The sequence below is a fragment of the Qipengyuania marincola genome (genome assembly GCF_029688625.1).
Taxonomy (GTDB): Bacteria; Pseudomonadota; Alphaproteobacteria; order Sphingomonadales; family Sphingomonadaceae; genus Qipengyuania.
This window is the reverse complement of the sequence record NZ_JARULC010000001.1, coordinates 727,069-750,691: the sequence shown is the minus strand read 5'-3', so window position 1 is coordinate 750,691 and position 23,623 is coordinate 727,069. Positions and strand designations below refer to the sequence as shown.

At 55.7% G+C, this 23,623-nt stretch carries 17 protein-coding genes, 1 tRNA gene and 2 pseudogenes; 9 read left to right on the top strand and 11 right to left on the bottom strand.

Features of this window, described 5'->3' with window-relative positions; all coding sequences use genetic code 11:
* Window positions 1-185: 185 nt before the first annotated feature.
* Window positions 186-1,304: an N-formylglutamate amidohydrolase gene (locus P8Q88_RS03750; RefSeq protein WP_278322480.1), complete on the bottom strand. Its 1,119-nt coding sequence runs from the start codon at window positions 1,302-1,304 to the stop codon at window positions 186-188.
* Between P8Q88_RS03750 and cpdR the strand changes: the two genes are divergently transcribed.
* From cpdR to P8Q88_RS03715, 7 genes are all read left to right on the top strand, one after another.
* Window positions 1,275-1,685 carry a cell cycle two-component system response regulator CpdR gene (gene cpdR, locus P8Q88_RS03745; RefSeq protein WP_278322479.1) on the top strand — a complete coding sequence of 137 codons (411 nt, stop codon included), beginning with the start codon at window positions 1,275-1,277 and terminating at the stop codon, window positions 1,683-1,685. The two genes, P8Q88_RS03750 and cpdR, sit on opposite strands and share 30 nt — an antisense overlap.
* A gap of 79 nt (window positions 1,686-1,764) precedes the next feature.
* Window positions 1,765-1,839 (top strand) — tRNA-Val (locus P8Q88_RS03740).
* Window positions 1,840-2,262: 423 nt separating this feature from the next.
* Complete coding sequence (locus P8Q88_RS03735) at window positions 2,263-3,768, top strand: right-handed parallel beta-helix repeat-containing protein (protein WP_278322478.1); 1,506 nt, start codon at window positions 2,263-2,265, stop codon at window positions 3,766-3,768.
* 594 nt (window positions 3,769-4,362) lie between these two features.
* Complete coding sequence (locus P8Q88_RS03730) at window positions 4,363-4,587, top strand: hypothetical protein (protein WP_278322477.1); 225 nt, start codon at window positions 4,363-4,365, stop codon at window positions 4,585-4,587.
* A 468-nt stretch (window positions 4,588-5,055) separates the two neighbouring features.
* On the top strand, window positions 5,056-5,862 hold the full coding sequence (locus tag P8Q88_RS03725) for a glycosyltransferase family 2 protein (RefSeq protein WP_278322476.1): 807 nt from the start codon (window positions 5,056-5,058) through the stop codon (window positions 5,860-5,862).
* A complete protein-coding gene (locus P8Q88_RS03720; protein WP_278322475.1) occupies window positions 5,859-6,839 on the top strand; it encodes a sulfotransferase family protein in 981 nt (326 codons plus the stop codon). Before P8Q88_RS03725 ends, P8Q88_RS03720 begins: the two co-directional genes overlap by 4 nt.
* Window positions 6,840-6,884: 45 nt before the next feature.
* Window positions 6,885-8,003 carry a glycosyltransferase family 4 protein gene (locus P8Q88_RS03715; protein ID WP_278322474.1) on the top strand — a complete coding sequence of 373 codons (1,119 nt, stop codon included), beginning with the start codon at window positions 6,885-6,887 and terminating at the stop codon, window positions 8,001-8,003.
* Between the two features lie 113 nt (window positions 8,004-8,116).
* Here P8Q88_RS03715 and P8Q88_RS03710 read toward each other — a convergent pair.
* The 3 genes and pseudogenes from P8Q88_RS03710 to P8Q88_RS03700 form a co-directional block, all read right to left on the bottom strand.
* Window positions 8,117-9,001 (bottom strand): annotated as a pseudogene (locus P8Q88_RS03710) (integrase core domain-containing protein).
* A 217-nt stretch (window positions 9,002-9,218) separates the two neighbouring features.
* Complete coding sequence (locus tag P8Q88_RS03705; protein ID WP_278322473.1) at window positions 9,219-10,361, bottom strand: CDP-glycerol glycerophosphotransferase family protein; 1,143 nt, start codon at window positions 10,359-10,361, stop codon at window positions 9,219-9,221.
* Between the two features lie 49 nt (window positions 10,362-10,410).
* Window positions 10,411-11,271, bottom strand: a complete 861-nt coding sequence (locus tag P8Q88_RS03700) for a class I SAM-dependent methyltransferase (protein ID WP_278322472.1) — start codon at window positions 11,269-11,271, stop codon at window positions 10,411-10,413.
* A gap of 389 nt (window positions 11,272-11,660) precedes the next feature.
* Between P8Q88_RS03700 and P8Q88_RS03695 the strand changes: the two genes are divergently transcribed.
* The gene (locus tag P8Q88_RS03695; RefSeq protein ID WP_278322471.1) at window positions 11,661-12,056 is read left to right on the top strand and encodes an FAD synthase family protein; all 396 of its coding nucleotides are present in this window, start codon (window positions 11,661-11,663) and stop codon (window positions 12,054-12,056) included.
* Complete coding sequence (locus P8Q88_RS03690; RefSeq protein ID WP_278322470.1) at window positions 12,053-13,006, top strand: NAD(P)H-dependent glycerol-3-phosphate dehydrogenase; 954 nt, start codon at window positions 12,053-12,055, stop codon at window positions 13,004-13,006. The genes P8Q88_RS03695 and P8Q88_RS03690 overlap by 4 nt, the downstream gene beginning before the upstream one ends.
* A 186-nt stretch (window positions 13,007-13,192) precedes the next feature.
* On the opposite strand, the gene P8Q88_RS03685 is transcribed toward P8Q88_RS03690, so the two are convergent.
* The 7 genes and pseudogenes from P8Q88_RS03685 to P8Q88_RS03655 all read right to left on the bottom strand — a co-directional run bounded on the left by P8Q88_RS03685 (window position 13,193) and on the right by P8Q88_RS03655 (window position 23,466).
* Window positions 13,193-14,533 (bottom strand): oligosaccharide flippase family protein, encoded by a 1,341-nt coding sequence (locus P8Q88_RS03685; RefSeq protein ID WP_278322469.1) that lies wholly within the window; start codon window positions 14,531-14,533, stop codon window positions 13,193-13,195.
* 904 nt (window positions 14,534-15,437) lie between these two features.
* Window positions 15,438-16,322, bottom strand: a pseudogene (locus P8Q88_RS03680) (integrase core domain-containing protein).
* A gap of 243 nt (window positions 16,323-16,565) precedes the next feature.
* A complete protein-coding gene (locus P8Q88_RS03675) occupies window positions 16,566-17,774 on the bottom strand; it encodes a hypothetical protein (RefSeq protein ID WP_278322468.1) in 1,209 nt (402 codons plus the stop codon).
* A complete protein-coding gene (locus tag P8Q88_RS03670; protein ID WP_278322467.1) occupies window positions 17,771-19,927 on the bottom strand; it encodes a GumC family protein in 2,157 nt (718 codons plus the stop codon). The genes P8Q88_RS03675 and P8Q88_RS03670 overlap by 4 nt, the downstream gene beginning before the upstream one ends.
* A gap of 2 nt (window positions 19,928-19,929) precedes the next feature.
* Window positions 19,930-20,640 (bottom strand): polysaccharide biosynthesis/export family protein, encoded by a 711-nt coding sequence (locus tag P8Q88_RS03665; protein ID WP_278322466.1) that lies wholly within the window; start codon window positions 20,638-20,640, stop codon window positions 19,930-19,932.
* Window positions 20,630-22,048 (bottom strand): O-antigen ligase family protein, encoded by a 1,419-nt coding sequence (locus P8Q88_RS03660; protein ID WP_278322465.1) that lies wholly within the window; start codon window positions 22,046-22,048, stop codon window positions 20,630-20,632. Before P8Q88_RS03660 ends, P8Q88_RS03665 begins: the two co-directional genes overlap by 11 nt.
* 83 nt (window positions 22,049-22,131) lie before the next feature.
* Window positions 22,132-23,466, bottom strand: coding sequence for an O-antigen ligase family protein (locus P8Q88_RS03655; protein WP_278322464.1), 1,335 nt, complete (start codon window positions 23,464-23,466; stop codon window positions 22,132-22,134).
* Window positions 23,467-23,623: the final 157 nt, after the last annotated feature.

The following is a 23,623-nucleotide window of genomic DNA, read 5'->3' as shown; positions in this document are numbered from 1 at the left end:
GCGGGCTTCAGTTGCGCCGGAATGGTGGCCAATATTCGCGCGCGCACTCTTGAATTTTCGGATTCACGAAACCATTTTCGATCTGTCGGGCGGCGCACCCCCTCATTGCCTGCCCGACAATGCACGTGAGTGCATTTCCTCCCTGAACCTTGGCCACCCTGTGTCTTTCGACGCGGGGTGGTTTTTTATTCGGCCGCCTGGGCAGACCAGCCTCGGCCGAGAAAACGTAATTCTTCCCCCAAGCTCCATACAATGCCTTCGACGAGGCGAGCAACCACGGGCAATCTGGCACTTGGCTCCACAAGTCGGCTGTCGAGGTACATTCCGCGGCAGAGTTCCAGCTGTATGGCGTGAATTCCCCGTCGCGGCTGTCCGTACCGCTCAAGGACATAGCCGCCCGAATACGGGCGATTGTGCGATACGGTTCGGCCCTTGGTCCGCAGGTGAGCCATAACGGAGTCGGCCAACGCTGCGTCGCACGTAGCTCCGAAGCGGTCTCCCACCACAAACTCCGCCGCCGGCCCGTCCGATCGAGCCGGTCGCAGTGGCGGCATGGAGTGCAGATCAAGAAGGAGGGCCACGCCGTGCTGATCGCGGAGCCGCTCCAGCTCGCATTGAAGCGCGTCGTGGTAGGGTCGGTAAATCGTTTCGATGCGGTGCTGCAGCTCCTCGTGGCGAAGTGGCTCGCGCCAGATTTCACCGAGTCCGGAAATGCGACGCGGAACGAGTCCCAGACCGTTGCGTGCCCGATAGGTGGCAAGCGACGCTCGGCCCCGTGTTGCGCCGGCGCCCGAAACCATCGTCCAGTCGATGTCCTTCGTGGATCGATTGAGGTCGATCATTGCGCGTGGCGCATGAGCCCGCAGAACGCTCAGCTGCGTACTCGCTGACACGAGGTCCGCAACCAGGCCGACATGGCGGTCCTCAAGCCGAAGGCGTTGTTCCGGCTTGCGCAGCCTCTGCAGAACGTCGTCAGGGTAGAATTGGCCATCATGCGGAATCGCGAGCAATATCGGAGGCGCGTCACGCCCACCCCGCGTTAGCGTGTAAGCATGACTGCCATCAATACCGGGGATGCTTCCACCGGACTGACCAGGCGGGTATTTCCCGAAGGACCTCTCGTTCAAACCAGATCTCGCGCAATCGTACCGACCATAGGGTAAGAGGTGCAAAGCCAGCCTACAACCGCATTCGCAATGAACAGCCCGCCGTCCGGCAGTCTGGTCATGGCTCCAAGCGTCGGGTGGTTGTCGGACTACATGATTTTTTAAACGATGCAGGTTACACCGCCCGATATGAGCCACTCCCAGCCACAGGCGATTCTGCTCGCGGAAGACGACAATGCGATGCGCACCTATCTGGAGCGTGCGCTGGTGGCTGCAGGATATGAGGTCGATTCCGTCGATCGCGGCACGAGTGCGGTACCCTTGCTCGAAAGTCGGCAATATGATCTGCTGCTTTCGGATATCGTAATGCCGGAGATGGACGGTATCGAGCTGGCGCAGCGATGCAACGAGATCAGCCCCGATACGAAGGTCATGTTCATCACCGGATTCGCGGCCGTGACGCTCAAGGCCAGCCGCGAACAGCCGCATGCAAAAGTGCTGTCCAAACCCTTTCATCTGCGCGATCTCGTGCTTGAGGTGGAGCGCATTCTGGACGAGCGGGTGCACGCCCAGTTTTAGTGGTTCATTTTGCCTTGCGCGCATGGTGAAGGCTCGCTAAAGCGCCGCCCTGCCCTGACCCCGGGGCCGTAGGATGAGTGGGCGTATAGCTCAGTGGTAGAGCACTGTGTTGACATCGCAGGGGTCGGAAGTTCGAACCTTCCTACGCCCACCATCACGACTTTCGAGATAATGGCGCAGCGTTGGCGAGCGGTCTACCTCCTGATGCAGCCCTGAGGCGTGATCGCCCAGTGCGGGACATGTCTATTGCGCCCGCCCCGGCTGAAGCCCGATCCCTCCAATCCCCTTCAATTCGCCCGGCGTTTCCCGCCAGCTCCTTGTCCCGCGGCGATCGTTCCAGAAATTGAAAGGCAGATTGACTTAAAGGAGTGCGCGTCGAAGGCATAGGTCCGTCGATTTCTAATCGCAATCTCGGGAGTTCACCCTGCAGCGACGTTCTTTCCTTGATGGTGCAGCTGCGCTCGCAACCCTCGCCCTGACCGGCACGGGCCGATATACCGAGACCCGGTCCATCCAAGCGGGCTCCACAGGCGATCTTACCGCCACTCTCGACACATTAGGCAGTGGCGATAGCCTTGTGATCGAGCCAGGCATCTGGACAATCTCGTACGATACATATGTTCGCGGAAACCTGATCTTCGACGGAGGCGTCCTGCGCATCATGCCCGGTGTGACGCTGTCACTCGCGAAGGAACCCGCGGTTGCGGCAAACGCGGCTGCGTTCGATGTCTCGCTACTCGCTTGGAATCGCGGCATTTTGCGACGAGCCGACATACCCCAGGGCAGTTGGATCTGGTCTGTCGATGGAGGCGTCCGCTTTCCCGGCACTGCCTACGCAAGCTGGTTCGGTGCACGCGAAGGCGCTGGAATAGACAACAGCAAAGCCCTGCAGGTCATGCTTCAGAGCGGAGCGCGGGATGCGGTGCTGGATGGATTTTACGATCACATCGCAAACTGGCTCGGCGACGGCCAGGTCCTGCGCGGAATGGCCCCTTTCGGCGGAGGGGGCCGTTTTGGATTGCGGACTATCCCTCATCCTCAGGACTTTGACAGTCTCCTTCGCAATCGGGATCCCAAGTCTCCGAGAGAGGCCGCCTTTCGCGGACTCTCGACAGTCAGCGGCGCCTCGTCCGCGGAATTTCGCGACTTTGAGTACGACGGTTCGGCCCGCCAAAGCCGCGACCACGCCGATGGTTACCGCGCGTACCTCGCCGCGCCGCAAGAAGGCAAAAGCAAAGGCAAGCAACGGCTGCGCCGGTATCGCTTGCGTCAAGGCGGCATCAACCTAGGAATGACAGGTCGCAAAGAGGATTATGTCGCTCCCGCTCGAACCCTCATGGAACGGCTCTATATCCACAACACCGTGCGCAATTGCATCGTTGCAAACGAGGCGCCGAACGTCACCATTCGTGATTGCAGGCTTGCGGACAGCGACACCGATCATCTCATCTACGCGGATCGCAATCCGGATCTGGTTGTCGAGAGAACGGTTTTCAGCGGTTATGCCTGCGATGGCATGCTGGTAATCTCGGGCGGCAACATACAAGACTGCGTATTCACCGATTTACAACCGAACCCAACCGCTGAACTCGACATCAACTTCCTGATTTCCTTGCGAAACGACATAGCGGCGCCAGCGCGATTGTCGCGCCTGTCCATCGAAGGAGACCTATCTGCGATCATGAAGGCACCCGGCGAGGGCGCCGTGATACGCTTCGCCGGCGAACGCCAGGCTGAGATTTCCCAATTGCAGGTCAGGCACCGTGGCCCGGACGACACCAGGTTCTCGGTTTTCGGTGCGGAGTTTTCGGCAAGTTCCATCAAGGTCATCGAAATGATGGCGCTCGGCATGCCCCGCGGCGCAAGGCTGTGGAAAACGGACATGACGATTCGCGATCTCGAAATGCGCAATGTTGCTTGGGCCTCATCGACAATGGATAGCTACCCCGAACTCATGCACTTCGGTTCGCTGAAGCGTTACGTGTTTTCTGACTTTGACGTGCAAGGCGGTGCCTTTACGCGCCTCGCGAACATTCAGCGCCCACCGGAAGCCATCGATTTGCGCAGCGTCGCTCCGCAGTAGGCCGCGATGCGAGGCATTTGCCGAAAATTGGCTCGATCGCAGCGATGGTTCTATCGATCAACAAGGAGCGATGCGCCCAACAACTTTTTCGCTCGATATCGCTGGCTACGCTAAATGAAGTGACCTTATCCTATCGGCACATCTTCGCAGCGCCTCAAGGAATGAAAGGTACGCAACCGACCCCGAATTTCAATTCCTTTTTTACATATATCATCGGGTGGTTAGGGCGCACGAACTGTTTGACGTTTTATTTAATCAGTGATGCTAAAACCGATTTCTCAATATCTCGACAAGGTTTTACTTAGATGCTTTTCATTTCTAATTTGCTATATCATGAATGAATATCGCTGTTCGTGCTGATCGACAGCTTTTTTCAGGCCCGACTTAAGTGTTTTTTTACCATTCAATGGCGCTAAAGGGTCGATCCCTGTGTCTTTTTTGCGACAATGGGCTGTGCCGTTTCTTTTTGAGGGCGGTCTGAGGTTGCGAACCGGGATCGCATGGGCTAGCAAGCCGTTGAAATCCGCGGTGAGTAAGCGTCCCTGTTTCGGGTTCGCGTGGTCGCACGGAATTGAAGTAAGTAAGGAGAAAAGCATGCTTTTGAAGAATGTATTGATGTCTGCCGCCGCAGCATCGCTGGCCGTTGCGCCGGCCGCTGTTTCGGCTGCACCCGCGGTCGACCGCATCTCGCAGCCGAGCGCGGAAACCTCCGAGCTTGGTGGGCCCGGCCTGATCATCGCGATCATTGCTGGCGTTGCTATCATCGCCGGTATCATCATCGCTGCCGACGATGACGACGATGAGCCGCTGAGCCCCTGATTTTTTAAATCAACGGGAGGGCCGGTTGCGGATTTTCCGTAGCCGGCCCTTTTCGTGTTTGCTGACAGGACCGACTGCTGACTTCGGTGAATGCGAACTGACATGAACCGACAGACTTTGCCCTGAGGCGACTAAAGACGTTCGATAATTTCTCTCGCGCATTGTCCTGAAAACCCACGGAGAGCGCCTGCGGTGAGCCACCGTATCAGGTTATAAATGCCCGTGCCGAGCTCGATCGCTCCGCATTGCAAGGTCAAACCCCGTCTCATGTGCAGACTGGTCCAATTCTGCTTTGCGGCTCCCGCTGGAGGCGGCAGCGGAGCGCAACGGAGCGCCCCCTTTCGCACGGCTATGTCGCCAACGGAATCCATCGGGAGCAGCAAAGCCGCGTGATCAAAGCATCGACGCGTGCTACTCCAAGGCACCTGCCCGATCCCACTTAGAATACGAGCCGGAGCGCTTGGCGCTATGCCCACTGATTCTTCCTGTGAAAAACCTCCTTTGGTTTCGATAATCATACCGACGTACAATGACGATCCCGCACGCTTGGCCGAAACTCTCCAGTCGGTCCTGGCGCAAAGTTTTACCGACTTCGAAATCATTCTGGTCGACGATCAGTCGGAAACGCCGCCACATGCGGTGGTGAACCGCTTGAACGACAGTCGGATTCGCCCCGTCTACAGGGCCAAAAATGGTGGAGGCTCGGCTGCTCGAAATAGCGGCACCAAGGCCGCTCGAGGTCGGTTTATCGCCTATCTCGACAGCGACGACCTATGGCATCCCGAAAAACTGGCAAAGCAGTTGAATTTCATGCACTCGCATGACTCCGCCTTCACTTATACCCTCTATGACATCATCGACGAGAACGGGAATACGTATTCCCATAGCGGATCAATCAAGTCCTCGGCGACCTATGCGGAATTACTTCCGTTCTGCTTCATCCGAACTTCGAGCATTATGTACGACAGACGCAAGACGAAATGGCGTCTGGGCTTTCCGGCGCTTCGACGGAGGCAAGACTTCGGCCTGTTTCTGCGTATTTTGAAGAGGGTACCGAAAGCAGAGCTCGTTCCCGAGACGCTGTGCTCGTACCGCGTACGGCCCGACAGCCTTTCGTCCCAAAAATTTGGGAATATCCGCTATCAGTGGATGATCTACCGCCATGTCGAAAAGCTGGGCCTGTTGCGTTCTGCCAAGCTTCTGGTGCAATGGTTTTTCATGGCCGGCACCACGCATTTGCGAAGGCAGTCCGGTAAACTGCAGGCTGGGACATGACGGTGTCCCCATCGAGCTCGCGAAAACTATTTGTGGTAGGTGCGCCCAGGAGCGGCACTTCGCTCGTGCGCGACCTTATCAATCGTTCGCCCGACATCGCCCTGTTGGAGGATGAATTGCAGGTCCTCCCTCAGCTCATCGAACTTTCGCGCAATGGGGCGACTTGGCAGGAAATGGAGAAACTCCTCCGTGCCAGTGCTTATGGTGCGAGGCGGGTTCAGGATGGGAGCTGGCCCGGAAAAGCCGCTTTCGCGCAGGCTCTCAATGGGCTGGACGGCATCGACTTGCTCGACGCGCTGTTCATCTTCCTAATTGGCGGCGGGAGCGAAGAGGGCGTCGTTTATATCGGCGAGAAAACACCCGAAAATATCTTCGCCCTGCGAAAGATTGCCGAAACCTGGCCCGACTGTTTTTTCCTTTTCGTTCGTCGCGATCCGCGCGCGACCGTATACTCTATGCATCGCTCTTGGGGCCGCAGCATCGTTCGCGGTGCAGAGATCTGGCGCCAGGCGTCCGCAACCAGTTCCCGCTGGACCACGTCGGGATCCTGCACCAACAGCCACGTTATCCGCTATGAGGACCTGCTCGACGATCCTCGCGCTGAATTGGCAAAAGCGTTTGATGCCCTCGGTGTCACGCCCGAATTCGCAGGCCTCGATGCGCAAGCCAAGCCCGACGAATGGAGCCCCTCACGGCGAACCGCGGGGATCGCGCGGCAGGACAGCAACTGGCGCAAGCAGTTGTCACCTCGCGACCAATTGCTGATAGAGCAGATTGCATACGAACAGATGATGGCGGATGGCTACGAACCCGAACTCGCGACGAGCGGCCGTGAGGTCGGCAGGATACGCCTTGCCATGGCGTCACTCGGCGATGCGATACGCGTGCTCAGAAGCTATACCAAGAGCAAGGGCCTCGTCAGTGGATTGACCTACAAACTGCGCCAGTGGTCTGCCCGCTACCTTGTTACGCGCTGAGTTGAGCGCCTCTCCCCGTTCTGGATAGAAAGACAAAATTGGAAAATGTCTCCCGAGAATGTCCTCATCGTTGCCAAGGGATTTCCGCCAGACGACGGAGGAATAGAAACATACTCCTACAACGTTGCGAAAGCGTTTGAAGAACTTGGGCACTGTGTCCATGTGGTTACGTCGGTACGGCGCCCTTCGGGAGCTCCCCGCAATCAATTTCATTGGTTCAAGGCCGTACGGCAGCGCGCCCAAATTCTCACAGCTTTCAGCATGATGAGGGTTTGTATCGCCCTGAAAAGGTCTGGTTACTGTCCAGACTTGATCCACGCTACCAGTTGGCGCGTCGCCGCAATTAGCCAATTCCTCTGGCTCAGAACTCCTATTGTCGTGACTGTGCATGGCAAGGAGGTTTTCGGTCTGTCTAGCTTGATCCGCCGCCTTGCAGAATTCGTATTGGCACGCGCGCAAACGATCGTTTTCGTCAGCGATGCTATCAGACAACGCTTTCTTTCCGAATTCCCGAGTTTCACCGAGGCCAACACGATAGTCTCATGGAACGGCTGCACCGATTTCGGCGACGTCAGTGATCTTCCTGCGAAAGAGCCGAATGCAATATTCACGGTCTGCCGCCTGGTCGAACGAAAGAACCTGCATCTCGCGCTCGAAGCAGTCTCACTCATCGATCACGATAAATATCCGTTCAAGTATCGCTTGGCCGGAACCGGCCCTTTGGCAGCTTCACTTAAGGCGAAGGCTCACGCTCTGGGCCTGGATGATCGTTTTGAAATGCTGGGTTTCGTACCTGATGACGAGATCGCGCGCGAATATAGCCGGGCCAGCATTTTTCTTCATCCGCAAATTGAGGCTGATGGCGGAACAGATATCGAGGGGTTCGGCATTGTATTGGCTGATGCCATGCGGTTTGGCGCAGTTCCAATAGCCGGCGATAATGGAGGGCCTCGGGATTTCATACATCACGGCGAAAATGGTTATCTCGTGGAAGGCGATAGCGCCGAAGAGCTAGCTGACATCCTCACAAGAGCTTTGACTGACCTCAACAAATCAGGAGAATTACGGTCTGCTACCAAGGAATTTGCGCAATCTTTTTTCACGTGGGAGCGCCACGTGAATAAGATAAAAACTGCTTCAGGTTTATGGATTAGGGAAATGTGAAGCAATCCGCTATTTAATTTTCAAAACCGAACCGCCAAGCTTTTGTACTGATCCTGACGTGACCCCCAGCATTGTTCCAGCTGGGATTAGTTTCGGGCGGTTGTTTTGCGCATCTACGAAGGTGAAGGCATGGCTTGCGTAGCGGAGCCCGTAGGGCGTAGCGAAGCAGGCTATTGCTTTATCCAGTTCGGCGGCGAGCGCCGCCGGTGTAGCGTAACCGAGAAATGTGTCCGGTCGCTGCCGGTTGTAGTCTTCGACCCATGCAGCGATCTTGATCCGGGCATGAGCCACACTCATCAACAGTGTCTCGTTGAGCAGCTCATCGCCCATACGGCCGGTAAAGCTCTCGACGTAGCCGTTCTGCATCGACCTGCCCGGTGCAATGGAATGCCAGTGTATGGCCGCTGGGTTTTCTTCCGGTTGACCATAATCCCCTTTCGGCGCAGCAGAATGTGCAGACGGCGATAGCCGAACCGACGACGCTGGTTGGCCAGCTCGCGCAGCTTCTCACGCAGACCTGCATCATCGTCCCGGGTGGAACGGTAGCGCATGCTGCCTCCGACAGGCTCAAGACATGCTTGCGATCGGCATCGATGACACGGCACGCCCGCCGCTCGCTCATCCCGTGGCAGGACTGAAAATGAGCAACGACTTCCCGGTAGGCGCTACACGCCGCCTTCGGCCCCATGGCGGGCGTCAGAACTTTCTTGCCAGAAGATCCTTCAGCGCGGCCTTGTCCAACATCGCATCGCCCAACAGCCGCTTGAGCTTCGCCTTCTCGCTCTCCAGCTCCTTCAGGCGGCGAGCGTCAGACACCTCCAACCCGCCATACTTCGACTTCCGACTGTAGATCGTCGCTTCAGATACGCCGTGTGCCGACGGGCCAGCTCAGCGGTCTTGACGTCCGCCTCGGCCTCCTCCAGCACGCCGATAATCTGCTCTGGTGCAAACCTCGTTCTCTTCGTCTCGTCCCTCCTTCTCGTTGGGCAGGACGCCAATCGAGGAGGAAAATCAGGGTCACGTCAGCAACGATTGGTAGAAGCCGTTGTGCACCAGGAGCGTTTCCAAAAGCCCCATCGGTCAAACGCATGACCTCTTTCTGCACTACGAATGCTCGGACCACTTCAAAACCTGCGAACTTGAGGTGAGAAACGACGGCCACGATTACCCGGTGAGAGTTGGTGAATCTTTCAAGGAGTCGATATCCGCTGCCACTCACAGACTGCTCTGGCGATGCAAAACGCCCAGACGCCTAAGTAATTTTTCTGTTGCGTTGCCATCGTATCGACCGATCTTCTCGTCGCCTCGTTCGATCTGCCTGAATGCTGAAATTACTCCTGCGTCAAAACACAATGCGGATCGCACCTCCTCATATAAAGATTCGAAATCCGTTATGACCTTGCCTCGAATTATCTCATAGCTTTCATCTATGATACCGCGGCTCTTCATGTATTCATTGAGGTCTGGACAGTATAGAAGGGTTTGCTTACTTACAGAAACCGCATCGAAATATATTGATGACAAATCGGTAATTAGTAACCTACAAATTCCAAGCAATTGATAAAGTGAGATGTTTGCTTCCAAGAGCTCAGAATCCGTCATGCAAACTATGTTGCTGTATTCTTCTAGATCGAGGGGCGGAGCATTAGGATGACTTTTAATAATACAGATGGTATCAGACGATTTGAATAGGGCGTTAAGCTTCTTTAATTGTTCTGGTTGGTTGACGGAGGCCTTGTCCTCGTCACCGTCGCTGCGCAGATCGTATCGCACGGACCTCCTGTAGGTGGGAAGCCAAAGACACAAATACCTTGCCTCAGAAAAAATTTCTTCAACTCGAAGATGCGACGTCCGACAGCACTGATCGAGCCTTGGGTGAAATAATCGGAGGACACTCGACTTCGGAAGGTCGAACGACTTTGCCATTATATCGCGGAATAAATCGCTATGCGCGATCGTTAGATCAAACGCATTCTTGCCAGGATACCAATTTGGCAAGTAGGCTCCGATTTTTTTAATTGGCATACCATGCCAAACATTGCAGAGTACTTGCTTTTCAGTCGTAGGCAGAAATTTGTACAACCCGTGCGTAACAATGATAACTCGCGCTCTAAGAAATAGCCAAATCCCCTTTACACTATTGCGCCGAACCAGCGCAACGTCGTCTGAGTCTACCCAGGAAGGCGCGGCTTCGGGTTCCGAGACCAGAAAAGTGGTGTGGAATTTACTTTCAGATACCGCAGATAACAAAGATCTTGTCGTATCGTCGTAATCGGGGAAAGTTGAAACTATTAAAAGATCAGATTTTGGTATCAGTCGCGAAATAAGGCGAATTAGGAATTTAAAAGCGATGATCAAGCGAAGTTTCAATGCGAAAACCAGTCTACTAGCTGAAAAATATATCTGTTTATTTGTTCGCGGTGATGATGGCTCTCAAAAACACGCCGTCGGGATTGCGTTGAGAGAAATTGGCTGCCGTCGTGTACGCCGTCCTTCTACGCACGATGAGTTTCCGCCCCGCAGCTGTCATCGCAAGCAAACGACCTACTGCCTTCCTTACTTTCGAGCCGAAAGAGGGGCGGCGGACTGCAGGGCCCGCAGTGAAGGATTCGACGATGCGGAGGCCTGCAACCTGAATGAGGTTGCGCAATGTGGGTTCAGTCATAAACGTGAGATGAGGTTCATCAGGTCCGTTGAGCGGCACGATACCCTCTAGATCGTTGGGCACTTCTACAATTATAACCCCGCCAGAGGTCAGCGCCTGACCTGCCGATCGCAACAAAGATACTGGATCGGTGAAATGCTCTAGCACATGGGAGAGCACAATAAGGTCGAAAGGGCCATCATCTAGCGAACCGGGCTGGGCTACGCCGCCGAATCGCATCGTCTCATCGAGTTCGTCGGTAAAGAATTCTGCGTCAGGAAACCTAGCCTTGATCGCTTTGAGGTTGTAACCGTACCCAGCACCGAGCTCGAAGACTCTCTGTGGCATCCCTGGCACTAATTCGGCAATGGCTTTCGCGCGAGACTGATACCATGGGCTCGATCCCTCGTTCAATTCGACTGCTATTTTCGCGACATTGCGGTAGTCGTACGCGTAGTAGCGCAGCAACGCGTCTTCGTTAACCTTTGACACGTCTGCTTGGCGTAGGCCGCATTTTTCACATTTATAAACAAATTTATCTTTGTAAACATTTTTAAATATGTTAGACTTGAAATTATACTTTGAAAAGGGGGCCAAGGCCCCATTGTCGACGACGCATTTCACTCTAATCTCCTTCATTCTCCGATACGAAGAAGGAATTAATTTCCCCGAAAAAGGTACGCCCTGTGGCATTAAGCCAGAATTGCACTTTTCGTGCGTACGGAACATAGCCTTTATCTACCATGCGCTGACCCAACTGGCCTCTTAGCTCACCAGGGTCAATGGGTTGATTCTCCCGAGTATGCATCATAAGGGGCTGGTCATCACGCCGGCAGTTCGGGAGAGCGGATTTTCTGATAGGCGGGGTCGACTTGAGGGACAACTTTAAGTGGTGCGACCGGCGGGGTCGGCGCCTAATATGAAGCGCGTTTCGCCGCCAGTTAGGTGACCTCCCTTCTACGTAATTCGCAACTTTCCGGCACGGATGTCTTTAGATCATTAGAGCGAATCATATGCGGGTTATCACGTTCGGAACATTCGATCTGTTCCATATCGGACATGTGCGGCTCCTGAAAAGAGCGCGCGAATTGGGCGGCAGCCTAACAGTCGGAGTTTCCACCGACGCACTGAATGTAGAGAAAAAAGGTTTGTCGCCTTTTTATTCCCAGGACCATAGGCTTGAAATCGTAGATTCACTTCGTTTTGTGGACGAGGTTTTTTATGAAGAATCCTTAGAAAAAAAGCGATCTTACGTTGAATTTTACCGTGCCGATATCCTCGTGATGGGAGAAGACTGGGCCGGTAAGTTCGATTACCTTTCGGACGCCTGTTCTGTCGTCTACTTGCCTCGGACCGATGGCGTGTCGTCTACTTTAATACGTGACGCGCTTTCCGGAGAAAAGCGATGAGCTGCGAACGTGTGACGGTGTTGGGTGGCGGTTCATTCGGTACCGGGGTTGCAGCTGCACTTGCACGGTCCGGAACGGAGGTCAAACTTTACTGCAGAAGCAGCGAGCAAGCCGAGGAAATCGAGTGCACACGAGTAAACTCGCGCTACTTTCCCGGTCATAGTCTCGACCCGCTTATATCGGCGTCCCATGATCTCGAAGATGCACTTAACACGCGCGTTGTTTTTCTGGCTATCCCGGCCCGCGAGGTCGACAACTATATTCCATACCTACAGGCTCGTGCATCGTCGGAAAGCATAATCGTCAATTTGGCCAAGGGCCTTCATCCACGCCATTTTACCTTTTACCAGCTCTTCAAAACCACAGTTCCTCAAGCACAGTATGTCGCGCTCAAGGGCCCTACCTTCGCTAGACCTATTCTCTTGGGCGAGTTGTCGGGCTTCACATGCGGAACCAACTCTTTAACGGCGCGTGAACACATAAGCCGCCTCTTCCGGGACTCTAACATCTGCCTGGACTACTCGGATACGCCCGATGCTGTTGACGCTCTTGGTGCCATTAAAAACACCTACGCATTGGTGCTCGGGATAGCGGCCGCTCTGGGTCTATCAGAGAATACTGTGTACCTTCTTGTGACCCGCATTCTGAAAGAGGTTTCGGACCTGCTATCGCTGCTGGGCCACGATCCTTCGGCTCTTTTCAGCTATGGGGGAGTCGGAGATCTACTTCTTACCGGTCTGTGTGATACGAGCAGAAATCGAACGTTTGGCTTTATTCTTGGACGGGGCATCGAGGTGGACCTCGACCGGAACAGAGGCTTCTTGTCGGAAGGCGCTCGGGCAATAAACATTCTTCTGTCCCGGTGCGAACCTGAAGCCGCCCCCCTTCTTTTCAAAGTGAGAGATATTTTGGCTGGAAACGCGCTTCCGAACTCAATTTTAAGCGATTGAAGTCGTTCGCTCCAAACTGCACTTCGCTCGCGGTGGGAAGACAGTCAAAATTTTTTTGAGGACAAGACTTGGAGGTCCGATGGGAAAGAAGGCTCGCTGCTTACTGGGGGAGCGGTTCATACAGTATTGGAAAAATTTTGCTTTGGTGCCTCGTCGTGGATAAGCAGCCAAATGCAAAGGTAAAAACTAGGATGATCGCGAAATCCGAATTCTCCCCACCATTGAGAGGAAGCTCGTATCTATCCCTACGCGGCGTTTGACTTCCACCCAAGCCCAAACATTCCAGACAGCCATGGTGCACATGACTACGGCAGCGGCACCGATTCCGTCGAACGCCCAGATCGCAAAGGGTAGTAGCGCTAGTCCAAGGAAATTGGTGACGAAAAGAATGCGCAGCATGACGCCCTCATGACCGGTCATTTGCAAAGCCTGAACATTCGGCCCAAAGGCCGCCATTGCAACATATCCGGCGGCGAGCACCACCAAAGAGGGGTAAGCCTCGGCGAACCCCTCACCGAAGGCAGTCAGAATAAAGTCGCCAAAGAAAACCATAAATAAAAATCCACAGAAAGAAAAAGCCGTACCAAGACAAGCAACCACAGCTGAAATCATTTGCATTTCCTTTTTGTCGCCGAGCGCATGCGCTTTTGAGAGCAACGGTGCCGCAACAATATTACTTGCTAGCAGAAACAAATTTAGAATCTGAGCTGATTTCAGTGCAGCAAAAAATGGTCCTACCTTATCCGGTGCCGCGAGGAAGGCCAATGCAACCGTGGATAGTTGCGCAGCTGCGATATTGACTACGCTGCTGAACCAAAACAACATACTGGAACGGCGCCAATCGCGTATCTCCTTCTCCTTGCGCATGAGATTCCACGGCCGAACTGGTTGATAGGCTAGGGTTTGAGCGAGCACCATTCCTACCAGTAAGACGGCAATGACTAACATGGCGGTTGAGGGTTCCATGCTGATTCCGGAGAAATAGGTTGCTGCGGCGAACGCAATTACCGCAATACGCCAGCCAATCTCTCTGGGCCCCAACGCCAAAGCAACGAGCCCATGTCCGCGAAGCAGCGATGTCTGAAGCTCGCTTATTGCCATAACCGTCACAAAAGCAGCCACAGCCAAATATATCATGTCACCGGTGATGAGAGCAGAGGACGCTAAGAGAAGCCCAGCAACAGCGCAACCAATTGCGACCACCCCGTAGCCATGCGCTGCAACCCCTCGTTGAAGCTTTGCGTTTTCAGAGTTTGCGGAAACCTCTTTCAATACGAGTTGCTGCTGTCCGAGAAGGGCCCCCTTGGCTAAAAGAGTTCCCAAGCTAAATGCAAACCCGAATACTCCAAATCCTTCGATGGTCATTGTCCGAGCGAGGAAAGCTAGCATCGCAAACGAAAGAATTGCAGATAGGCCTTTGATAGCAAAAGCCCAAGCTCCTCCTTTCAATAGAGTTTTTCGGCTTGGGGTGGAGAATTTGCGCAGCAGAAAGTCATATACGGCACTAACGCTGTTTTTCGAAAGCACGACCTACGACCTCCTTTCGGGCAGGGATAGAGGGCATTGACATTGCATAGGTTATCCAGTTTGCCGTCCTCTGCCGACTCAAGAACCGGCCATTGTTTTGGCCCGAACCTTTTTAGTAAGTCCGCCGAGACAATATAAGTTACATTACGATGCCTTATTAATCACGATCGAAAAGCGCTCAAAATTAAACAGCCTCGACGCGAACAAAGCTTATTTGCTTCGACGGGGGGGGGAATCACGACAGACCAGATGTACAGAGACGAAATTCGGAATGCGTGGCATTAAAAATTGTGCAACTACGTACCTTTTTATGCTGCCGTCGCATAACTTTGATCCGATAATTAAAGATATAATTACTTTTGTCGGCTCCTTACTAAAATTCGTGCCCTGCCTTTCCTCTCGAACTTATTGTGGTACGATGCACCAAACCAATATCCACGGCCCGACGAAGTGGCATCGGCTGTTGTAAATCGCAGGCTCTCCAAATTCCAGAATGGCAACCCCGCAAGCCGCTCCTAGCTTAGCCAGACACATCCCTCGTCTTCCAAAAGTTAATATCACCCGGACGGTCAAGACCAATGCTGCCGCCTGAGGGAATGATGCACGATTCCCTCGAGTTTTCTACGACCCTTGATCCGCACCTGCGGCAGATGATTGAGACGCACGTGAAGCCCCTACGCAGTCTTTGCCTGGATACCAAGAGAATCTGGCTTCTGCCGAGCGCATAGTGCGATGATGGCGAACGGTAAAACAATTCGGGCATACGGCGGCTGTGAAATCCGGCGCGTCGACCCACGGCAGTTAGAAGCTCGCTTCAAACGGGCCGTGACCACTTTTTAACGCAGTGACGTGACCTCCAGCATTGTTCCAGCTGGGATTAGTTTCGGGCGGTTGTTTTGCGCATCTACGAAGGTGAAGGCATGGCTTGCGTAGCGGAGCCCGTAGGGCGTAGCGAAGCAGGCTATTGCTTTATCCAGTTCGGCGGCGAGCGCCGCCGGTGTAGCGTAACCGAGAAATGTGTCCGGTCGCTGCCGGTTGTAGTCTTCGACCCATGCAGCGATCTTGATCCGGGCATGAGCCACACTCATCAACAGTGTCTCGTTGAGCAGCTCATCGCCCATACGGCCGGTAAAGCTCTCGACGTAGCCGTTCTGCATCGACCTGCCCGGTGCAATGGAATGCCAGTGTATGGCCGCTGGGTTTTCTTCCGGTTGACCATAATCCCCTTTCGGCGCAGCAGAATGTGCAGACGGCGATAGCCGAACCGACGACGCTGGTTGGCCAGCTCGCGCAGCTTCTCACGCAGACCTGCATCATCGTCCCGGGTGGAACGGTAGCGCATGCTGCCTCCGACAGGCTCAAGACATGCTTGCGATCGGCATCGATGACACGGCACGCCCGCCGCTCGCTCATCCCGTGGCAGGACTGAAAATGAGCAACGACTTCCCGGTAGGCGCTACACGCCGCCTTCGGCCCCATGGCGGGCGTCAGAACTTTCTTGCCAGAAGATCCTTCAGCGCGGCCTTGTCCAACATCGCATCGCCCAACAGCCGCTTGAGCTTCGCCTTCTCGCTCTCCAGCTCCTTCAGGCGGCGAGCGTCAGACACCTCCAACCCGCCATACTTCGACTTCCGACTGTAGATCGTCGCTTCAGATACGCCGTGTGCCGACGGGCCAGCTCAGCGGTCTTGACGTCCGCCTCGGCCTCCTCCAGCACGCCGATAATCTGCTCTGGTGCAAACCTCGTTCTCTTCGTCTCGTCCCTCCTTCTCGTTGGGCAGGACGCCAATCGAGGAGGAAAATCAGGGTCACGTCAGCAACGATTGGTAGAAGCCGTTGTGCACCAGGAGCGTTTCCAAAAGCCCCATCGGTCAAACGCATGACCTCTTTCTGCACTACGAATGCTCGGACCACTTCAAAACCTGCGAACTTGAGGTGAGAAAATGGCTGCTAATAACTGTATCAAGAAACACTATTTTTCAGATGATGCGATTTAAGCGCCGTTTTGGCGGTATTAAAGATCGAACGATGTCTAGTAGAAGTTGACCTTGGAAATCCGAAGCAATGCGTTCTGACGACCTGGTACGACCGACATAGTTAGCCTGACGTTTGCGAAATCGCAATTTTGACGTGGAAATGACGCTGCTGCCGCATCGGCGTTCGGATCTAGCCGGGCGGTCGCGATGGGGCTTTCTTCTTCATCCGCACATATTGCGCTGACCTCGAGGGTCGCGGTTTCCGGAATCTTTTGAGCCATTCTCACTGAGAATTCTGTGATCCCATCCAGCGCAATTATACGCTCCGCGATAAGACCAGCCGCACCAGCTTCGGCATCGATTTCCAGCTCGCCGGTATCCGGCCGGATCCTCGTCGAAAAGGATCCGTCCGAATATACCATCCAACCGAACGGCGCACCGTCTTGAACAGCTGGGAATGCGCCTTCCTTATCGTCGTCCCCGGTGTTCGCGTCAGCGAAGAAGGCCAGATCCCGGAATAGGTTCCGCTCACGGAGATTGGCGTAAAGTTGCGATCGCAGGGTCTGGTCGAAGCGGGCGGTTGTCATGCTTGTAGCTGCGAAAAATTCCGAGGAATTCTCCAGACCGACCGGATTGTTGACGAAGTTCGTCCAGAACTCCTCCTCCCACTCCGGCTCGCGCTCGAGCAGTTCGCCAAGCGGCGCAAAACTGCGGCTGTCGTTCAAGGTGTTGACCAGGATCGGGATCGCCGCCTCGCGAGCCCGAGGACTGGCGCGCATCGCAAGATCGAGCGATGCAAGCATTCTATCCACATCGCCGGCCTGCGCGAAATTCTGAGCAAGCCACAGGTTCGTAAGCGGGTCGCGCTTGCTGATAAGAGTGGCAGCTTCCAGCAAGGCGATGGCGCGTCCCGGGACTTCGCTGGCGATCCGGCCGATCGTCATGATCCGGATCATCGCCATATCCAGGGGATCGGCCAGGAAGGCCTGTTCGGCTCGGCTGTAAAGGCCATCCGTAATGATATTGCCCGCCAACCCCCCATCGGCTGCCGCTTCGGCCAAAGCTTGCCTGAAGTCGCGTTCCACCGACGCGGCCGCTACAGTCGAGCCAAGACCGCTCGATACCAGAACCGGCGCTTGCGGCACGTCGACGCGAACCTCGGAGGCAGCGTGATACGCAGAAGCCGCTGCTACGGGTACGGCGATACCGGCCAGGACTGCAAGTTTGGCAAACTTCATGAACCCTGTCCTTTCGCTGGAGCTCAATCGCTCTCTTCGCCAGTCTTTCCGTAACCGTAACCATAGCCATAGCCGTAGCCGTAGCCATACTCGCTGTTGCGGCTGTCCATCTTGCTTACGATAGCGCCAAAGACCTCGGCATTGCCGGCGCGCAAACGCTCTATGCTGTTCGATAGCTGACGCATACCCACGCGGTTCGCTTCGATGACAAAGACGGCCCCTTCGACACGGCGTGCGAGCAATGGCGCATCGGCCAAGCCCAGAACCGGCGGCGCATCAATGACCACATGATCGTATTGCGAACGCAGTTCGGCGATAAAGGCAGCCGTTTTCTCACTGGAAATGAGTTCGCCGGGATTGGGGGGCTTTTTGCCTGTAGTCACAATCGAAAGATTATCGCGATCGCCGGTTTGCAGAACCTCCTGCAAGCTTAGCCGCCCGGTAAGAACATCGGTGACACCCCTCTCGTTGGGCAGGCCGACGCGTTTCCCGATTGACGGATTGCGAAGATCGAAATCGACCAGAGCGACACGGCGACCGTCCCGCGCGAGGCGGTTGGCGAGCGCATAGGACGAACTGGTCTTGCCCTCGCCCGGGCTGGCGCTGGTAACCAGCAACGTGCGGGGGAACCCGTGATCGGTCGCCAGGTCGAGATTGGCCCCGATCGACAGATAGGCCTCGGCCATATCGCTGTTCGGATCTTCGACATCGTCGATAACCGTTTCACTGTCGACCTTTGGCGTTATGCCAAGAAGGGGCACACCGAGCACACGCTTGACATCTGCCGGGTCGCGCAAGGTCCGGTCGATCTGCTCGCGAACGAACAGGAACCCGCCCGCCAGACCGACCCCCGCCAACAAGCCAAGGATCAGGTTTAGTGGAAGGCTGGGGCTGGATGGCTCATCGGGTATCGACGGGGCGTCGATCAGCTGGGCATTGCTCGCCTCGACGCCTGCAACGCCGATCTCCTTGTAGCGCTGGAGCAGACCGTTGTAGAGTTCGCGGTTGGTATCGACCTCCCGTCGCAGGATATTGTACTGAATAGTCGCGCGTCGTTCGTCCTGAAAACGGCCGCGAAGCGCATTCACCTGCTCCTCGAGCCGACGCTCCTGCTCGACGGCAGCGTTGTAGGAGCGTTGCAGTTCCTGTCGTTTTTCCGCTTGCGCCTGCGCCAGCTGGCGATCCAGTTCCGCCAGTTGGTCGGTAAGAGCAACAACTCCGGGGTAAGAGCTTTCGAAACGCGTGAGCAATTCGGCACGCTCGGCCGCAACCTGCGCGCGCTGGCTGCGCAGGTTTGCATTGACCGCGTCGGAGACAGATGACGCACCTGCACGCAACGCGCTTTGCGCTTCGATCCGCTCCGCCTGTGCGCGGGTCAGCGCTGCATTCATATTCGCCAGATCGTTACCGACGAGAGTTCCGCTTTCCTCTGCACTCTGCCCGGCCAGTCCGGGTACCGCGATAATGCCGCTCTGCGAGGCGTACGCTACGAACTGGCGTTCGGAGTCTTCCAGACGACTGCGCAATTGGGCCAGCTGCTCCTGAAGGAAATCGCGAGCATCATTGGTCGATGCAAAGCGCCGCTCGACACTGCCTTCGATAAATTCGTCGACCCATGCTGACGAGATCCTTGCAGAAAGCCGCGCGGACGGACTGGTAAACTCGACATCGACCAGGCTCGATCCCCGAATGGGATTGATCGAAACGTGTTCGAGAAGAACTTCGGCAATATTGCTGATGGCGTCACGCGTGGTGCCCTGGGCGATGGTCTCTTCAAGATCGAAGGCTGCAATGAATTCGCCGTCGTCGACTAGGTTCAGATCGCGCGCAACCCGCTCGGCCAGAGCCGTCGATTCCAGCAAGGCATATTGCGTGTTGTAGAATTCTTCATAGAGAAGTGCCGCCCCGGTCGGTTCGAGCCCCTCGACATCCGAGACGTTGGACTGGATCCGGTTGACCTGCAAACGCGCCGTCGCAGTGTATTGCGGGGTCATCAAAAGTGTGATGATCAAGGCTGCAACCACGCTGACAATGATTAAGCCGGCTATGACGAAGCGATTAATCCACGCGATCCGCCAGAGCCTCTGCAGCGGTGAGGTCTCGAGTGCTTCATCATCGGTTGGCCGCCGGTCCCCCGCATTCTGCGAAGAGAAGAAATCTCCGTTGGTCAGTGTGTTCACGGTCAATTTCGCCTAATCAGAAACAGGAGAGGAGCGGTGGCGAGACTTACAAAAGGCTGAGCAGTCTGCAGGAAGCGCTGCACCTGGGATTCACTGACGACGATCTTGTCGTTGGGATATACGGCGGGGTCAGCATAGTTGCCGTACCGAATTGCCTGAAGATCATAGACGCCGACGTATTGCTGGCCTCCAGATTCGCGAAAGATCAGTACTGCACTTCTGCGCGCGAAATCGGTGTCGCCTTCAGCCATGGCGATTGCTTGGCCAAGCGTCATCTTCCGATAGACAGGGAACAGGCCGGGCTTGTTTACTTCGCCCTCGACGGTGAGCAGGTTGCTGGTCGCCGTGACAAGATTCACGCTCACCCGCGGATCGCGAACGTAATTGCGCCGCATGTTGTTTTCCAACGCGCGTGCAAGTTCAGTCGTCGTCATACCGGCAGCCGACACAGAATCGGCCATCGGATAGGACACCATGCCCTGTCCGTCGATCACCAGCTCCCGACGCAGCTCTGGCATGCCTTCCACCTCGACGCTGATCGTGTCCAGGGCGCCAAGCGTGTAGACGAACGATCCGTCTTCTGCGACCCCGTCGGGGGCCGGCAACTGGTCTTCCGGAGCGCGCTCTATTTGCGGTGCCTGAGCGATCGGCGGCATCCCGCCACATCCGGTCAGAGCTATCACCGACAGCGCCAGAATACTCCTACGAAACATCGGTAGAGTCCTTGTGAGTTAAATGCGGGCTGCTGCGGGCGGCGTCAGAGCTCACAGTACGCTCTTGTCCGGGGGCAGCGAAAGGCTGCCGGGTGCTAGAGGCAGCGAGTTGGGCCGTCAAGACTGCCACGATCATCGCTGCCAATGGTGTTCGTAACGGGTAGTCGACAATGCTGGCCATCCCCCACAACACGATGGAGCCTGCGATAAAGATCGCAAGATTAATCTCAGCTTTCTTACCAGTACGCCACAACCGGACGACCCTCAGAACCAGCCATACCAGACCGAAGCCGAGCAGCAATACGCCGGGGATTCCTGCCTCGATCAAGACCTGCAGGAAATCGTTATGCGCTTCGTTCAAATAGCGCGACGAAAGGGTGGCCGCTGGTTCGTACAATCCGAATGCCGCTTCGAACGAACCCAGGCCCGATCCGAATGGGAGGAAGTCCACCGCCATTGCCCGCATCTGCGGCAGGAACTGAACCCTTGCGTCGGCGGTAACGTCCGCGGCAAGTACCCTCGAAAGAGCGGTGTTTCTTTGCGAGAACGCCAGAATCGCGAAGACAGCCAGGATCGGCACGAGCAATATTCCTGCCCCAATCGCCAGTGTTACCCGGGAACGACGTCGCGAGCGTTTCAGGATGTCGCGGACCGCGCTGGTTCTGGAAAGAAGCCAGGCACTTATGATGATCGCAGGTACTGAGAGTGCAAGGCCGGCCCTCGAGCCGGCTAAGACGACCAGCGGAAAAAGAACGAGGATTGAACCGAGCGCGGTAGCAACCGAGGCTCGTGGGCTGACCCGCCCGAAAAAGCCGGTTGTCGCCGCCCAGCTCACAGCAGTCATCAGCCAGACCAGCATGACGGACTGGTGGTTCTTGTTCGCGAACAGTCCGGCCGGAAACCCGTAGTGAGCGATATCGTAAAATTGCAGAAACCGAAGACCGATGGCCTGCAGTATGCCGAAAGTCGTGCTAGCTATTGCCGCCAGAATGACAAGCCCGATCATTGCGCCCTGCCTCCTGGGGTTAAGCATAGCGCAGAGCGCGATGGTCGCGAGCGGGATCGCAAGCGAGAACAGGGTATTCCACGTACCGGCAGGATCGAGCGTAAGAGGTCGCCAGTGCGCTGTGATACCCAAAAGGTCTTCGATCTGCGAAATCGTCTCTCGCTGCGGCAGAGCCGTCCAAGCAGAGGGAGGCAGCGGTATCAGCTGCAATACCGCAATGATTGCCACGCCGGAAACTATCGCAAAAGGTATGGCGACGGAGCGCAGCTGTTCCCGCGTACAGAGATAGAGGGCAAAGGCGAGGAACAGGACGGCTGCAGGGCGAAGAAAAACAAGAGATTGTATGTCGCTGCGCGACCCGCCCCCTGTGGCAGTTACAAGGATGACGAATAACGCGGCCACCCAAAGTTGCCAATCCCGCTGCCTCCTCGCCCGCGGGTCGTGCGAACGGGATTTACGGATGCGTCCGCCCTCATACCCGGCGTTCATGCGAATGCTGCCTCCGACGTGCTGTTTGCGCCACCCGATTTCCTGCGTTCCGGCTTATTCAGCCGGTCCGCAAATGCGAGCCCTATCGCCAGCATGCACCATTCCGACAATGAAACATCGCCGCCCCCGGCAACCGACATCCGCAGCAGCGATGAGGACAGGGCGTACACGACAATCAGATAGATGCATGCGATCTCGAAACTGTCGGCTCGAAGCCCCGCCCGGTATGTCACAATCATCACGGATACGAGGTGCGCGCCTAACGCAAGCACCGCAAGCGCTCCGGCAATTCCCGCTCCATGCCATACGTGGAAGAAAAAGTTGTGTGCTTCGTCGAAGCGCACGAACATTCCCTCGATTGGCGTTCCTATACCTGCGCCCAGCCACGGGTTCTCGCTAATGTTATCGATCACGTCGCCGAAATCGCTGACGCGAGGATTGTTGACGATATCATCGATAAACTTGCCCTGAAGCACTTCGGTAACGCCGCCCGTGGAATCACTCACCGACGCGACCGAGACGGCAAGCAGCCCAATCAGCAGACCAAAAACACCCATGAGCACGAGCGGACCCGGGCGTCGCAGAACAACGAGGTGAAGAAGAAAGACGATCGGGACCAACAGCGAAAAGACCGCCGATCTGCTCATGCTGATGGCGAGAAAGAAAAGCACTGCCAGCATACTGGCGAAAATAAGTATCCTGGTCGCGGGAGTAACTTGGCGAAGCGCCACGCTGGCGATAATCGACAAGAAAACGAGCGAAAGCGCGATTGTGTGACGCGCCGCCGAGCTGTAGTTTTCCATTTCCGATGGTGCCAGGCTGTAATCATTGAACAGCTTGTAGAATACGTGATACTGCAGGGCATTGGGGTTGCCGGAGAACAGAGCCTCGAACACTACGGCAAAGAAATTCTGGCCGGCGATGGCGAATGAAATAATGATCAGAGCATAAAGGACCGCCACGGACGCCGGAAACAGGCGGGACGCGTGAAACGAAAACCGTCCCATGTCGGCTTTCACGAACCAGAAATAGATGCCGAGGGAAATGGCGAGATAGAAGAAGGATCTTGCCACCGCGCTGAGGCCCGCCGCCACATCCTCCGACCACATCAGTGAACCGAGCTGTATCACCAGCACCAGCATGAACAGGAAATAGAACGGATTGATTTGTACCTTACCCCTGCCGGAGAACGTCGTTGCCCACGCTAGCAGGCTCAGGGCGATGACAGAGAGATGAGCAACCTTGAGCGAAAATCCGCCGATGTCGACGATCGTGATCCATTGGAGCGGAAACAGCAGGATAAAAAGCGATTGGACGCTGACCGCCAGCATACTGCTGCGCCTTTGCGCTATTGGCGCGCTGATTGGCGCACCGGTCGGTTCGGTCAGGGATACATGGGCCACGGTCAAAACCTAACGGATCACTTCGTTTCTCTATAGCCGTCCGAGGCTGAAACCAAACAGGGACCCGATGGACGATCCCCGCTTA

Bases quoted from the DNA above. Each gene is read 5' to 3' on its own strand.
- cpdR (WP_278322479.1), top strand. From the start codon at position 1,275: ATGCAGGTTACACCGCCCGATATGAGCCACTCCCAGCCACAGGCGATT.
- P8Q88_RS03730 (WP_278322477.1), top strand. From the start codon at position 4,363: ATGCTTTTGAAGAATGTATTGATGTCTGCCGCCGCAGCATCGCTGGCC.
- P8Q88_RS03725 (WP_278322476.1), top strand. From the start codon at position 5,056: ATGCCCACTGATTCTTCCTGTGAAAAACCTCCTTTGGTTTCGATAATC.
- P8Q88_RS03720 (WP_278322475.1), top strand. From the start codon at position 5,859: ATGACGGTGTCCCCATCGAGCTCGCGAAAACTATTTGTGGTAGGTGCG.
- P8Q88_RS03715 (WP_278322474.1), top strand. From the start codon at position 6,885: ATGTCTCCCGAGAATGTCCTCATCGTTGCCAAGGGATTTCCGCCAGAC.
- P8Q88_RS03695 (WP_278322471.1), top strand. From the start codon at position 11,661: ATGCGGGTTATCACGTTCGGAACATTCGATCTGTTCCATATCGGACAT.
- P8Q88_RS03690 (WP_278322470.1), top strand. From the start codon at position 12,053: ATGAGCTGCGAACGTGTGACGGTGTTGGGTGGCGGTTCATTCGGTACC.
- P8Q88_RS03665 (WP_278322466.1), bottom strand. From the start codon at position 20,640: ATGTTTCGTAGGAGTATTCTGGCGCTGTCGGTGATAGCTCTGACCGGA.
- P8Q88_RS03655 (WP_278322464.1), bottom strand. From the start codon at position 23,466: ATGCTGGCGGTCAGCGTCCAATCGCTTTTTATCCTGCTGTTTCCGCTC.